This is a genomic window from Roseivirga spongicola (assembly GCF_034376045.1).
GTDB lineage: Bacteria > Bacteroidota > Bacteroidia > Cytophagales > Cyclobacteriaceae > Roseivirga > Roseivirga spongicola.
The window spans coordinates 3,986,500-4,001,930 of record NZ_CP139724.1; the positions used below are offsets into that span (position 1 = coordinate 3,986,500).

At 42.5% G+C, this 15,431-nt stretch carries 10 protein-coding genes; 3 read left to right on the plus strand and 7 right to left on the minus strand.

What is annotated here, in order from left to right; all coding sequences use genetic code 11:
- The first annotated feature begins 576 nt into the window (after nucleotides 1-576).
- Nucleotides 577-1,521: an NYN domain-containing protein gene (locus tag T7867_RS17520; RefSeq protein WP_068221509.1), complete on the plus strand. Its 945-nt coding sequence runs from the start codon at nucleotides 577-579 to the stop codon at nucleotides 1,519-1,521.
- Between the two features lie 142 nt (nucleotides 1,522-1,663).
- Here the strand turns inward: T7867_RS17520 and T7867_RS17525 are convergent, their stop codons facing one another.
- From T7867_RS17525 to T7867_RS17545, 5 genes are all read right to left on the minus strand, one after another.
- A complete protein-coding gene (locus T7867_RS17525; protein ID WP_068221507.1) occupies nucleotides 1,664-3,586 on the minus strand; it encodes a hypothetical protein in 1,923 nt (640 codons plus the stop codon).
- A gap of 730 nt (nucleotides 3,587-4,316) precedes the next feature.
- Nucleotides 4,317-4,655, minus strand: coding sequence for a hypothetical protein (locus T7867_RS17530; protein WP_157717636.1), 339 nt, complete (start codon nucleotides 4,653-4,655; stop codon nucleotides 4,317-4,319).
- A gap of 17 nt (nucleotides 4,656-4,672) precedes the next feature.
- Nucleotides 4,673-5,443, minus strand: a complete 771-nt coding sequence (locus T7867_RS17535) for a tetratricopeptide repeat protein (RefSeq protein WP_221405997.1) — start codon at nucleotides 5,441-5,443, stop codon at nucleotides 4,673-4,675.
- Nucleotides 5,444-6,163: 720 nt separating this feature from the next.
- Nucleotides 6,164-9,031, minus strand: coding sequence for a CHAT domain-containing protein (locus tag T7867_RS17540; RefSeq protein WP_157717635.1), 2,868 nt, complete (start codon nucleotides 9,029-9,031; stop codon nucleotides 6,164-6,166).
- A gap of 9 nt (nucleotides 9,032-9,040) precedes the next feature.
- Nucleotides 9,041-9,769: an MORN repeat-containing protein gene (locus tag T7867_RS17545; protein WP_068221495.1), complete on the minus strand. Its 729-nt coding sequence runs from the start codon at nucleotides 9,767-9,769 to the stop codon at nucleotides 9,041-9,043.
- Between the two features lie 425 nt (nucleotides 9,770-10,194).
- On the opposite strand from T7867_RS17545, the gene T7867_RS17550 reads away from it, so the two are divergent.
- Nucleotides 10,195-10,551: a hypothetical protein gene (locus T7867_RS17550; RefSeq protein ID WP_157717634.1), complete on the plus strand. Its 357-nt coding sequence runs from the start codon at nucleotides 10,195-10,197 to the stop codon at nucleotides 10,549-10,551.
- Between the two features lie 308 nt (nucleotides 10,552-10,859).
- Here T7867_RS17550 and T7867_RS17555 read toward each other — a convergent pair whose 3' ends face one another.
- Entirely contained in the window at nucleotides 10,860-11,879 is a 1,020-nt protein-coding gene (locus T7867_RS17555; RefSeq protein WP_068221488.1) for a hypothetical protein, read from the minus strand.
- A gap of 4 nt (nucleotides 11,880-11,883) precedes the next feature.
- Entirely contained in the window at nucleotides 11,884-13,713 is a 1,830-nt protein-coding gene (locus T7867_RS17560; protein ID WP_068221486.1) for a hypothetical protein, read from the minus strand.
- Nucleotides 13,714-14,156: 443 nt separating this feature from the next.
- Here T7867_RS17560 and T7867_RS17565 point away from each other — a divergent pair, with 443 nt between their 5' ends.
- Nucleotides 14,157-15,242: a sensor histidine kinase gene (locus T7867_RS17565; RefSeq protein WP_068221484.1), complete on the plus strand. Its 1,086-nt coding sequence runs from the start codon at nucleotides 14,157-14,159 to the stop codon at nucleotides 15,240-15,242.
- Nucleotides 15,243-15,431 lie beyond the last annotated feature (189 nt).

Here is a 15,431-nt window from a genome sequence, read left to right on the forward strand (position 1 = left end):
GGTTCATAAAATTGAATTCTTTGGCATCCCTCCCGATGCCTCGGGAAGGAATTGAGGATGATTAGAAGCAAGAAACCGTATCTTTCTCGTCATTGCGAGGCACAAAATGAACGCAGTGGAATTTTGTAACGCGGCAATCTGCCTATTCTGAGCAGTAGTCCTCTATGCAGACAGATTGCTTCGTCATAAAACCTTGTTAGCACAGGCTTTATTTCTCGCAATGACGGATACCGAAAAAGCTAAATATACCGCGTCATTCAGAGGGAGGAATGACCGAAGAATCCCCCGCGACCTTGCTCCTACCCTCTCACCCGAAGCAACCAAACAACCAAGTCGTCAGACCAATGACTGGTAAGGACGGCTGAGACCGAAACTCTGGGCAGTGTTGAGGACAATTGGTCGGACGACTAATGCTACCTCTCAGCATAATACCCCTTGTAATTATTCTTTTAAATTCTTTTCTTCCAGCAAGAAAAACACACACGTACTTTTTAAACTCCTGTGCTTTTCTCAAAACTCAAATAGTGCGCGGCACACCGCGTTAGGCTAAATTATAAAGACATTAAATAATGAATAATGAATACAGACAAGAACAATAAACTGACCCGAATTGGAGTCTTTTATGATGGGAATTATTTTCTTCATGTAAGTAACTATTACGCATATGTTCACAAGCGCAAAGCAAGAATCAGTGTCTCAGGACTTCATGACTACATTAGACATAAAGTTGCAGAAGTAGAGGGAGATTCAAGTGGTTATAGACATTGTCAAATAGTTGATTCACATTATTTCCGTGGCAGGCTAAATGCAAAAGATGCATCTGAAAAATCAAACTCTCTCTATTACGACAGACTTTTTGATGATGTTTTAATGAAGGAGGGAATCACAACCCATTATTTGCCAGTAAAGACATCCCAATCAGGACAAAAGCATGAAAAAGGAATTGATGTTTGGTTGGCTTTAGAAGCATTTGAGTTAGCTTATTATAAAAGATTTAATGTTTTAGTGTTAGTTGCATCTGACGGAGACTATACTCCATTAATAAGAAAACTTAATACACTCGGAACAAGGGTAATGCTAATGTCTTGGGACTTCGATTATACAGATGATTACGGGAATGAAAGAGTGACTCGAACTTCACAAGACTTATTGGAAGTTGTAACCTATCCAATTGCTATGCATGAAGAAATTGACAATAGAGTTGCAAGAGACTCATTTGCAGTAAACAATCTTTTCTTGCCACAACAAAAGAAGGTTGAAAGAAAAGCTAAGGCAATTCCATCAACACATAAGTCTGAGGTAGACAGCAATAATGACAGTGAAGGAGATATTGGCGAAATAATGAATATCCAAAATGGTTATGGCTTTATCAAAAGACCTCCTAATAACCTTTTCTTTCATTATCAATCTGTTAATGGTATTGACTTTAATGATTTATCTGTTGGTGATAAGGTCACCTATAATATCCAAAAAAACGATAAAGGTGACGATGTAGCTGTAGACGTTGAACCAATTGAGTAAAGAAAAACTAAACGAAAAAAGTTATTTGGAAGATTCATTAATAATTCAATGCATCAACAAAAAAAGCAGCACCGTATGTGCTGCTTTCTCAACTAAACAGGTGACTAACCTGAGACTCAACTAAAGACTACTATTTATCTTATCAATGAAACACCAGCTGTTTATACTGGCTTGCAAGGGCTTTTACGCTTACAATTCCTTCGCCATGGCAAACCGGACAGGTTACGGTTTCATAGCCGTCTAACACGGTTTCTTTTACAGTATATTCTATCGGGTCGCTCTTGCGGGTGGTGTAGTAATAATCTACTATCGCTCCGTTTACCTTTCGCACGGTGGTGGTATTGCGCGGTATAGATTTCTTTACATTAATCTCCTTAAACTTCTTTCGGGTAATCGTTCTTGGGCAAAAGCTTGTAGTAGCTGTTTTGGCGGAGTAAAGCCAATAAAGCGGTCCGGAGTTTTCATCGAGCCAAACGGGTTCGTCATAGTCGCCCATTACTTTAAGGGCCTTTCTGGTGGTGTCAATTTCCAGCACCTTTATTATGCGCTGGATTTCGGCTACATAGATATTGGCCTTGTCCTTCGGCAAATCGGTGTAAGGCATATCGCCATAATAAAGACTTCCTTTAAAGCTAAGTGGCACATTGCCAATAGAGGCAAAACCTTCAACCGGAATGTGCTTCCAGCGATTACCATTTTTATAGGTTTTGCGGGCGTTATCAATATCCAGTACGCGACCATCTACCAGTTCACCATTGTTAAAAACCCCAGCAGCACCTTTTACACGAGCAGCAAAAGCATCATAGTCTTCGGTTTCGTTTTTCGGTCGGCTTGAAAACTTGTTGTTATAGAGTCGGGTAATGTTCACCCTATACCCCATTCCATGCAATTTTCCATTTTGGAATGTGCCGACTTCCAGATAGGAATGATCTCCTCTAAAAGCAGAATCGGCCGTATAAAACTTGATACCATAACCATTGAGATTGGCGGTGTCTTTACTGAGCATTTGTCCCGACATGGTTGGCCACCAAATGGCATCCTTTTTCTCCTTCTCATCCAACATATAGGTGGGGTACGGATAGTAGGACATATTCACATCCAGGTTATTCAGCAGACTATCGACTTGCGGCTTTTCAGATATGTCGGCAGGAATAGTCATTTCCACTTCACCATCTACCACCAAAGCCCATGCATAAGGTTGTTCTGCCCATGGTCGCTCTAGAAAGAACACGCCTCCGTTGCCATATTCCATAAAAAGTGTGGGCATAAAGCCAGTAAAAGTACCTGAGCCTCGCGTGTCATAAGTTCCGGCAGTAGAGAAGCCGATGTACTTATCTCCATTCTCAAAATTGATCAGTGAAATTTCTCTGGCCTCTGGCGAAATATACTGGGTACCACCGGCACTAAATGGATAAACCATATTAGGGCTATAGACCCCAAATTTATCGGCTTTGTCTCTTTGCGAACCATTGGGTGAGTACAACATAAAGTCGTAGTCGCCATTTGGTTTTATAGCCGTCCGGTAAATGTATTGGCCGGTTTCGTCTAGCTCTTCGCTATAAAAAACGCTACCATCTTCGTTGTATAGATTGCCTGAAGATTTGATGATACTGCCTTCGATATCTTCTATACTCGCGAACAATTTACCACTACCCTGATAGCGTATATCTGAGTTCGGCACTATGGATACACCACCTATTTTAGGCACGTAATATCCATTGCGCTCAACCGTGCTCTTGCTAAAATATACTTTGCCCGAGGTTACCAGCTTTCTACCGTCTAAGGTGAAGGTGAGTTCATCGTACTTCTTTTTGCTCCTCTGTGCAGCCAGATATTCGCCTTCTGCTTTTACTAGGGAGACATCCACCAACTTACTGTATTCTGACCAGGCTAGTCTTTTGAGTTCCTTCATCTCCTCTAACTTTTTCTGGTTCATGTTATAGTAACGCTGAAAAAGTCCTCCCTCTACAATTGCTTGTGCCGAAAGATTGAAACTCATTAGCATGAGCATGGCCACACCAAAAGCTGTTTGAGTCGATTGTTTGAGTCGTTTCCTGTTCTTCATGAAAAAGGGTCTTTAGTCACTTCAAAGTTGCTCAGACCAAAGGCGGGAGTAAATAGGGCAAATGACGTAAATGCTTCGGGGAAGCAGGGAAATTGGGGAAATAGTGGATTGGTAGTTGGTGCTCAGTGCACGGGTAATGGTTATCAGTTAATCTCAAAGCCCCCATCCAAACCTTCCCCCGAGTGGGAAGGCTTTTGGCCTGTGCAATACCTAGCAACTTACGTTTTCACCTCGACCGGAGTGGAGAGGCCTAAGAGGTGAATTGGTTGATTGGTCATTGGTGTAATGAATTCAGTTTCTACCCCAGCCCTAAAGGGTGATGGATAGTGTTTCGTATCGAAAATTGATTCTTGTGGCATCCCTTTAGGGATTGAGGGTAGTTTAGGAAATTGGTGGAATTGGTAGTTGGTGCTCAGTGCACGGGGAAGTTAGCTTTAACCCCTGCCCTAAAGGGTGAAGGAATAAATCTAGGTTCATGAAATTGGATTCTTTGGTATCCCTTTAGGGATTGAGGGTGATTGGAATGGGTTTTAGACGTCATTGCGAGGCGCAAAATGAACGCAGTGAAATTTTGTAACGCGGCAATCTCTCAGTTCTCGGCAGTAGATCTACTAACAGACAGATTGCTTCGTCATTAAACCTAGCCCCGCCCCGAGGTATCGGGGTCTTGGGGGCACAGGTTTTATTTCTCGCAATGACGGTTACCGAGACTGCACAATTGACCTCCGACCTAAACATCAAAATACACAAAGCTCAGAGCGCCAAGGACAAAAGCAGACAAAATAAGAATAGAGTTAGTACGGACTAGCTTAGGATTAAGTGCCTTATAGGTTGAATAGGCATTTAACACAATGGCTAATACCAGTGCTGGTAAACTTAGATACAGGTTGAAAAGGTAAAACCAAAACCAACTGGTGCAGAGTCCCCAAACGGCTAAAACAGTGGTGAATGCTGGAATTGCTTTCAATATCTTCATTCTCCTGTTTTCGGAAAACTGAACATAAAGAAAAAGTAAAAGCAGAGCGAAGAACCCTGCAATTACAATCAACCTAGAGAATAAACCTGACATATTATGCTTGCTGTGTGTTATTGGCCACCGCCTTTATTCAGTTCTAGAAATGCTCGCATAGCATCCTGATCGCCTTGCTTACCTGCCAAACCGAACCAGTATTGTGCTTTGGCGAGATCTACCTCTACTCCCATTCCGATTTTATAGATCACACCAAGGTTTTTCTGAGACTCCAAGTGTCCTTGTCCTCCTGCCAGTGTAAATAATTCAACGGCCTTCGACATGTTCTTTTCTACTCCTTTTCCTTCCATATACAGAGCGCCCAAATTGAACTGAGCCAAAGGCAAACCTTGATCTGAAGCAAGCTCATAGTATCTCTTTGCTTCCACATAATCTTGCTCTACTCCCGCTCCATTCGTGTAGATATTCCCCATGTTGTTCTGGCTATCGGCATAACCTTTATCGGCAGCCTCTTTAAATAGCTTGAGTGCCTCTTCCATAGAAGGCTCAACACCCCAGCCATTCATATAGAAAACTCCCAAATCATGTTTGGCCGGTAAATAATCTTGCCCAGCAGAGGCTCGCAAAAACTTAAGTGCTGCTGCGCTGTCTCCTTGCTGCTGACTCACAATTCCCATAGTATATTGAGAAGGTGCGTGATTATTAGCAGCAGCTGCTTGTAAATATTCAAATGCCTTGGCGCGATTGTTTTGCCCCATGTAATAATCCAGAAGACTTAACTGAGCCTCAACATTGCCATTGCTGGCCAAAGTGGTTAAACTATCGATGTTTTGCGCCTTAATACTCAGACTGAAAAGCAGTAGCGAACTGAACAAAAGAATTTTCATGTTTCTGTGAATTTGCATGTTCAAATATCTATTGCGATTCAGTGCCGTTCCATAGGGCAATTGACGTAAATGCTTCAGGGAAGCAGGGAATTAGTGAATTGGTCATTAGTCAATGGACATTGGGGAAATGGGGAATTGGGGAAATGGGGAATAGTTATCAGTATATCGGACCCCGAGACTTCGGGGCAGAAAACGGTGTATTACCCTTGTCACTCTCCTTTTCACCCTGAGCGGAGAGGTCTAAGAGGTGAATTGGTTGATTGGTGTAATGAATTCAGTTTCTACCCCAGCCCTAAAGGGTGATGGATAGTGTTTCGTATCGAAAATTGATTCTTGTGGCATCCCTTTAGGGATTGAGGGTGATTGGTGAATTGGGTTTTAGACGTCATTGCGAGCCTGCCTGCCGCAGGCAGGGCGCAAAATGAACGCAGTGAAATTTTGTAACGCGGCAACTTGCCTGCGGCAGGCAGGTCTGTCGGTTCAGGGCAGTAGACCTCCTAACGGACAGATTGCTTCGTCATGAAACCTTGTTCCACAGGTTTCATTTCTCGCAATGACGGTGACAAACACAGCATCATGAGCGTCATTCTGAGGAAGTAAGTGAGCCCTAGGCGAATAAACGACCGAAGAATCTCCTGAAATGAGTGCCACACTCTTGGAGATTCTTCAGTCGTACATTTCTCATTTCAATCGAAATGCCCTTCTTCTGAATGACGAGGTTTAATACCCCGTATAAATAAACGGTGCCCAGAAATACGGATGTGTATGACCTTCGAACTCGCCTTTAATGAAGCTTCTTTTTACATCGGTAATAGCAGCTGAAGTGCTCATGTTTCCATTGAAAACTCGGTTATAAAGGTGAATAGTCAATAACATGGTTCCGCTGTCACTCACACTCCATAAGGAAGTGAGCGTACTGTTAGCCCCAGCATTCAACAGTGCCTGATTCAAGCCTTTGATGCCATCGCCAGGAGACTCTACTCCCAAAGCAGTTTGACAGGCACTGAGCATTACAAAGTCGACCGGCAGATTCAGTTTCTCTAACTCTCCTACTACTAGCATGCCATCTTCGCCATTCACCGGACTTGACTTCACTGTCATGGCTATGCTACTCAGGTCGAAGACATAAGGATGCACACTGGCATGACTTGAAAGGTGCACCGCGCGATATTTAGCCAATTCACCTGCAACACTCATTCGCTTCAGCTCATTTTCAGTCATCATGGCATCCATACGCGTATCGGTTTTCGGGACAATTTCCTGAATAACAGCAACTTCTTTGCGTCCACCTTCCAGGTAAGACATTGGTTCATCGCTTTGAAAAGTAGCAAAGGCATAGTCGAGCGGCTTGTTGTTCTTTAAGTCTTCACGTACTCTGTATCGGAGTTTTTCAAGATCACCCAGGGAAGCCAAAGGCGCTTTTTGTGCCGAATGTAAATCATAAGTAGCACCACCAAAGCCCAACACATTCATGGCATAAGTCCTTTTCGGTTGGGTACGTAGCGTGTGCAACATGGCCGCATTCGGAATGTAGCCAATCTCGAAACGTTCAGCCAAATATTGGCCATTGTCATCTGTCAGGGCATCGAATGGAATGGTGCCAATCAACCCTTCTGGACTGATTGTCAGTTTGTCTACTGTGAATAGCTCTACATCCAACCCACTGATAAAAGTGTGATAAAATCGGTTAAGTAAGTCTGGCAGGTTCTCCTTCTGATAGAAAACATACTTACCTTCAACCACTTTGGCTTCCATATGCTTGCGCAAATACTGAGTTATCAGTTTGAATTCGCCTTTGGCAAAAGTGTTTGTTACACGTGCTTTTGCTCCGTTCAGATAATCTAGATTCTCCTTCCTGAACTCCATTTTGGCCTGTTCTTTTTCCAGTTCAATCAACTGAGCCTTTTGGCTAGTGAGCAAATCTGAAAAGGCACCTGCCGAACGATTGTACTTCACCACCACATTATTTTTGGTGACCAAACACATCAGGTATGTTCCTTCATAAGTGGTGCCCTTCGAAACATCGATAAACGACAAATAAGCTTCACCTTCACCTAAAACAGTCTGTAACTCTTTAAGTGACAACTGCTTCTTATCGCTTCGTTTGTCATTCAACAAAGCATAAGCTCGGTTCGATTCAATAACATCGTAGATCTTATCGAACTGCTTGGTTTCGTAGTAAGCTCCTGCCAGAAATCCATTGATGCGTTGGAATTTATCCAAGTAACCACGCTGTTCTAGCGGATCCATTTTATCTAATATCGCAACCTCTTCTGCCCTAGCCTTTTCAAACTGAATAGCCGATTCAGCATACTTCTTTTGCTCCATCAATTGAACACCATCGTTGTAGGCATTTCCGGTTGAAGCCACCGTTTCATTATCCACTAAATTGGCTATGCTGGAAAGTCCATTCTTTACATAAGAGACATAGTTCATTTGTTCAATTCCCGGAGTTTTTAGGAAGTTTTCAGCTCTTTGGGCCATGGCTCGAGCTTTGTCTATTTCCTTGTTGAAAGCATAGGCGCGTAAGATCACATAATAGGCTTCGGCTATATATTCTGGCGATTTCAACTTAGGCAATTGACTAGCGTATGAATCGGCCAAAGCAGCCGCATCTTTGTAATTTCTACTTTCGGTTTTAGCCATTACCAAGTAGAAGTAGGCTTTGGCAAGCGTTGCTGTCGATGGTAATTTTCCACTCAAATCGGAAAGAATAAGGTTCGAAGAAGCTTCGACTTTATCCCAGCGTTTCATAGCCGATTGCACCCTAGCCAATCGCTCATAAGCTCTGTATCTGGAAGCGAGATTGTAGTTGGTTTGGTCGAAAACGATCTTCTCCAAATATGGCTCCAACTTCTGACCGAACTCAAAATTGACCGTCTCTGATATCTTGGCAATGTTCACCAGCGCCTCAACATACATCATTCGAGAAATGAGGCCTTGTTTTACCGCCTCTTCGGCCTTTACCCAATCGGCTAAAGTCTGAGCAGCCGTTTCGTTATTGGCAATCCCATCGTAGGACGCGCCAAGCGTTGAAGCCAAGTTCTCATAAGCTGCTTTCGCTCGCTTCACCCCCTCTTCATTGTAATTTGCTAAATACCCTTTCGCCTTTTGAACTGTGGTAGATAAATCAGGATAGTTGGCTAATGAGTTGAGATATCCGCTCATGCTTTGGTAATCGCGTTGCATATCTGCTGCTGCTTTGCCCACATTCTGCATGGTGCGCACATACTGCTGAACCTCCTGAGGACGATTTGCGAACACCGAGAAAATGAAACCATAGAAGCTCGAAACGTTATCGTAGCTATTGTATGCCACCGACCATTGCACAAAATCTGCGGCATCTTGGGGCTTATTGATGTCATAAAACGATGCTGCAGCCAATTGTAAAGCCACGGAATTACCCGGATAGGTTTCAATCAAGTTGGCTGCGGCACGCAATGCGGCATTATGATCTTTACCCTGTTTTGCTCGCTGATAAGCTGCATAATCAGGGTGGTTTTCCATTTTGGCAGGTGGAATACTGACCTGAGCCTTACTCAAAAAGCAAACGAATGTCAGGGCGAAAATCAGGGATAGACGCTTCATATTCATGTTTTAGAATGAAGTGCTTAAAACACCTGCCTTATAAATTGCTGCTTCGTGTGTGCTGTCAGTTTTCCTCTTCAAGTACTCACCATCTTTTTGGCCATCCTTCATCTGCATAATCTCAGCTGACTTGTCGAAATGCCAGATCATGTGCGATCCATTGAGTGTGCCTTCTGTGTATTCTGAAAAGATAATTTTGCTCTGAGAAGGTAGAAATTGCATGGTCATGCCGTTCATTTTACCACTCTTCCATGAGCTGTAAACCGCATCGTTACCGTTGATTTTCACTCCCCTTCCATCATTACAATTACCCAAAACACAAGGAGCTGTAGCTGTGCTTGGCAGCGGACTATTGCTCACGTGAGCATCGTTTTTATAGTCTTTGTAATCGTAGCCTTGTTGTGTACGGATAACATGTAAGCCTTCTTTCTTTCCGTCAATAAACTGACCGAAGGCGTAGAGGTTGCCATCGCTTTCATAGCTGAAGAAACCGTGTCTTTTTCCGTCTTTAAATGTTCCCCAAAACTTGCCGAAAGTTCCGGTTTGGTTGGCTACACCGTTTAGCTTTCCCTCTTTATAGTAGCCTACCTGGTAGCCATATTCCTGTCCGCTGGCATCGTGCATGGTGGCAAATCCATATCCGTTCTCACAGTCACCCTTTACACATTTGATGCTTTGGCCTAAGGCCGAAAAGCTGAAGAAACTTATTAAAACGAGTAATAATTGAAGCTTTCTCATAATTTGAATTTTCTCTAGTTGTTATTACAAACCTAGCTTCTGATATAGTGCAGCTCAATACGGCAATTGACGTAAAGTTGGGTGATTGGGGAATTGGTCAATTGGTCAATTGGCAACTGGTGCTCGGTGCTCGGTGCTCGGTGCACAGGGAATTGGTGAATTTGGAAATTGGGTGATGGATAAATCTTAGTGCAAAAAATGCATTCTTTGCCATATCTCCCGATGCCTCGGGAAGGGAACGAGGGTAATCAGAAAACAGAAGCCAGTAAACCGTAGAAACCTATTAAACCGTCATTTCAAGTGAGTCTCGACTCTTCGGAGCTACCAAAGAAATCTTCCATTCAAAGGCTCAATCACTTTTCGTATATTGTTAGCCATTAGCACCTTAAAAGCCGAAGAAGCTTTTTACAGTAAAGACCGCAAGCATGACCAAAACATCAAAAGACAAGTTAAAAGGAACAGTAATTATACCACTCGGGCTGACAGCAGTTTTAGTTCCATTCTCATTACTCATCGGGTGGAATATTTTTACACTGCTGCTGTTTTGGTTTGTCTTAATACCTGGTCTATCCATGTATTTACCAACCTTGGTTTCTAGCTACAAGAATCACTTAATAGAAACAGTCTTAGGGCTAATCATTTTCTACAGCATTATGGTATTTATGATTTACGATCATTATCAAACCGATTATTTTAAGGCTATGATTGTCAGCTTTGTGATAAATCTCATCGTGGTTACTATATGGTCTCAAGCCAAGAATTCGGACTTACAGACTGCTTAGATACTGGCTTTAATCGTCTCCCCACCTAGCTGGATAGTTTGAAATAGATACTAGCCATTTAAGAAATCTTATTACATGGCAACTTCCCTGCGACAGGCAGGCTCATCTATTCTGAGCAGTAAGCCTTCTAACGAATAGATTGCTTCGTCATGAAACCTTGCCCCGCCCCGAGGTATCGGGGTCTCGGGGGCACAGGTTTCATTTCTCGCAATGACGGTTTGAAAAGGCTTTTCAGTCTACTCCAACAGCTCATTATTCTACATACCGCTAACTAATGACCACTGACAAATGACGAATCAACCAGCTCATTAGTACAAATAATACTCCTGCTGATCCATGGTCATAATACTGAGGGGTTGCTTGCCGTATTGCGGTTTAAAAACCACTAGCCTATCTCCTACTTGTAGCTGGTCGAAAGTAACGGATTCTACCGTGATAACGCCAATGGTTGTCTTCAGTCTTTGAGCACTTTTGGAACGATTAGAAGTGAAGGTTGTCTTGTCTTCAATAATGGTAGGTATGCCACGCTTAAAGCCATAGCGCTTACTCATTTGGTAGGTTCTGTACGACCGAATGATCTTGAATAACTGATAAGCCGGAATGATTACCACTGGAAAGAAAAGAATCAAAAGACCTTCCAAACCATTGGCTAAGAAGGTGACTAACATAATCAAAGTAGGCACCAACCATACATAACGCGCCTTCTGCTGACTTTTGAAAATGTTCTTGAGCACCTCTTCATCTTTCGGAGTCAGTTTTACATCTGGAAAAGTAGTTTGAAGAAACTTGTCATTGGTTTCGCCTTCCAGCTTGTGCGCCTCTTGGTCTACCACCTCCTGACCGGTAAGCTCCATAGCTAAAGTCATCTTAGATTTTGGAGCCTTGTCCAGCACTATATGCATGCCCACTTTAGCCTTATTATAGTGCTTAAAATCTACCGAATGCTCTTCATCATCTATATATAAATAGTAGTGTCTGGTAGTTTTACTGCTATGGTTTCTGCTTGTATTATGATGATGCGTCTGGCTGTGATGTACATTCAGTCTTTTGTTGGTTACCATGCCACTGATGCGGTGTTTCACCCCTCTTTTCAGGTCAGCAAAAACTGCCCAAATCATATAACCGATCACGCTAAAAAAAATGACGCCAAAGCCGATAAAGACATAAACAGCAATATCATCAAAGGCCATTGGGTCATTAAAATTCCCTAAAACTGAGAAGCCAATAAAGGCAAAAATCAATCCTGAGAAGCCCGCAAAGGCAAAAAATGGTAGTAGCCTGAGCCTAAGTTTTTTAATGTCGGCCGCTTCTAATGGTAATTGTTGCATGGTTTTATTTTAGGGGGTTAGAAATGTAAATTCCTTCTAGGGTATTGAACACGAGTTCATCGCTAGCCGTGAGGGTAATTTCCTCATCATGAGTGTGCATATCGGCAGCGTCAAAGCTTACTTCGAGTACTTGTTCTGTGCATCCGCTAGTTGAAGAATCGCAAACAGAAATCATCATTTCTCCACCGAATTCAAATACAATGGACACGAACTTTCCAGTGCTTAATTCATAGTGACCCGTTTTGAATCCTTCAGGAACATCTTCTCCTGTTAGGGCATTCACTCCATTGATAAATGACACCCAAGTAACACCATAATCTTCGCTGAAGTAAGCCACACTATTTACTCCAGGGTTGGTGTCTCGCATGTATACCACACCATCTGAGGCAATTAATCGTGGACCTCTCCCCGCCTTATTGGTGGAAGAGCCAGAAACTTCTGTCCAGTTGATGCCATCGTTGGAAGTATAGGCAGTCATATCGACAGATCTTGTTATCGGGCCACCACCGGGTGACTGGTAACTTTTGGGTTGAACAGTTAATGCATGGTAAACGCCATCAGCGCCCTTGGTCACTAACTCAGGAGCTAGCGGATCGGTAGATTCTAAGCTCCAGTCCTTGCCATTGGAACTGGTGTAAGTTCCTGTTGCTGTATAAACTATGGTTCGGCCTTCATCATGCAATATGCTTGTGATATTGCCGATAGGCGAAGTTGCATATGCCTCGCTATTCCTATTGAATACTTTGTCTTCGGCATAAGCATATTCACCAATCAGGTATGTTTTCCCAAACATGTAGCCAGCTGGGTATTCGTAACCCATATCTAATGGCAAGTATTCCTGCTGACCGTTTACTGTTTTTATGATTCCTCCCCTAAAACGGTCTCCGCCTTCTAAAAAGCCTTGGGTGAAGACACTTTCTTCTCCGAATGCAATGGCCGAAACATTGTCTACTGGCTCAATTGAATTGCCCGTAGCCAAATGCATTTTACTTTCCCCCCAGCGATCGTAGATATTTACATAGGCCTTATCTTTATAAAGCTTCATTCCTCCTTCGGTATTTCGATAAATACGATAGTCTTCTGGGTACTCGTAATAGCGGATTTCCTTTTCTGGAGTGATGATGATAATACCTCCTTCTTTGGCGTAAGCGAAATAACCGTAGCTGTAAGCCGTTTTCACTTTGTTTCGACTGTTTCCCAAACCATAAAGTCGCTTATAATCCATATTCGCAAGGGTGGTCTGCGTGTAGGTTTGCGTGCTTACATCGAATTCAGCGATGACCTTATTTCTCCAATCGAAGAAGCCCATTTTCTCTCCCCAAGTACCGAGATAGAAGTCTTCGTCCATCTCCAAGCGAACTCCAGTACTCACATAGGTTCCATTATCATCGATAAAGAAAGTCTTGCCGTTAGCACCATCGTTTTGAATGTAGACCAGTTTGCCTGAATCAGTTACCCCAGTGGCATAATGAATAGCTGCTGAACCAGAACGGATATTATCGAGATCGTAAACGCCTCCACCATAAACAAAGAGGCCATCATTGCTGATGTTGATTGGTGTATTATCCGCATTACCGTAAACGAAAAGTTCTTCAACCGTTTGTCCACCATCTTTGGAGTAGAACGGCTTATGTGCACCAAAAAAGATCATGTACTTTTCATTCGGACTGACCATGATGGACGATGCCGTGGCATAGGCTGTTGTTGGCATTAACTGCGTAAATTTCATGTTCCCTGCAGCCTCAATAGCAGGGTCAATGTCTTCTTTGGGATCGCAGGCAAAAGCTGCTAACAAAGCAAATAGCAGTAAAAAAGTTTGGTTTTTGAGATGCATAAAAGCATGAAGGTTTGTACATCACAAACTTATCTTCAGGCAGAAAGTGGTTCAATACGGCAATTGACGTAAAATGACTGGTTGATTTGTCATTGGACAATGGTCATTAGTCAAAAGTTGGGAATTGGTGCTCTGTGCTCGGGAAATGGTTATTAGTTAATCAGCACTCAGTGTAACACCCTGACCTCACCTTTCCTCCTCGACCACCCAGATGCCTCATGTCGGAGAGGTCTGCCAGTGAATTTATTGATTACTGCTATGTGATTGGTTGAGAATTAGTTAGTCATAAACTAGAATTAGATGAAGTCGATTATCTACTCCGCCTTCATCCTGATATCTCCACTAAGTTCTTTTTTTAATTGGCAGCTAGTGTTTGAATAGTTGATTTCAAGCTAGTTTATCCATAAATTAATGTAGTTTCAATTGCTATAACGCTTCAATTCATGAACGATTTTTTAAGTGCAGATATACTTTTTAAGACTCTTGACGACTTACCCATAGGCATCGGTGTTTTTCGGGTAGAAGACCTTGATGACAACAAGAGCATACGCTATGTTTTTATGAACAAGGTGGTGCTTTATGAGATGAGGAAAACCAAGGAAGAAGTTTTTGGTAAGAAGATTCATGAAGTAGCTCCAGAGGCCTATGAACATGAAGGCGGACTTTTTGTGATTGAAACTTATAGAAAAATAGCCAAGGAAGGAGGCAGTATTAATTTGGGTCTGGTAGAATACTCGAATCATATGGTTGCTGGTACCTATGAGTGTTCTGTACACCACATTGCAGACAATTATGTGTATGTAATGCTCCGAAACGTAACGGAACTTGAACAAACCAAGAACCAATTACAGCTCAAAAACAAGGAGCTTAATCAGTTTGCGTATATCGTTTCGCACGATTTAAAGGCTCCACTCAGAACAATCACGAGTTTTATCGACCTTCTAAAAGGGCAGCATCAAAACCAGTTAGACGAGCAAACCAAAGCTATGTTTGGCTTTATCTCTGAAGCTGCCTTGCGCATGGATAAATTGATCACCGATATTCTAGACTTTAGTAGAATTGGAGAAACAAAGGAAATGGCCATGGTAGACCTCGGGAAACTAGTTGAGATTATTCAACAAGATCTAGCCGAGCGAATAAATGATACTAAGGCCTCTATTAAGATTGGTGATTTGCCCACAATAAAGGGCTATGAAACGGAACTTCGTATGCTTCTTCAGAACTTAATTGGTAACGCATTGAAATTCAACAAACCTGGCCGTAATCCTGAAATCGAAATATATGCTAAAGAGGAGAACGGATGGACAATCTTTATTAAAGACAATGGCATAGGTATAGCAGAAAAGCATCAAGAAAAAATCTTTGGTGTCTTTCAAAGACTTCACGATCAAGATAATTATGAAGGCACGGGCATTGGACTCGCCCATTGCAAGAAAATTGTCGAATTACATAATGGTGAGTTGGGGGTAGAATCCATTCCTGATGAGGGTAGTACCTTTTACTTCAGCATACCTCATCAAGACAGCTAAGCTTTCGCTGCATGCTTTCAAATTCTTTTACTCTTACGAGACACTGGTCGTTGTTAAATCAGGAGAATTAGTGAATTAGTCATTCGACAATAGAAAATTGGTCGTTGGATACTGTGACAGAAGTTGATCATCATAAACCACAAAAAGCCCATTTAAACCGTCATCGCGAGAATTAAAACCAGTGTCACC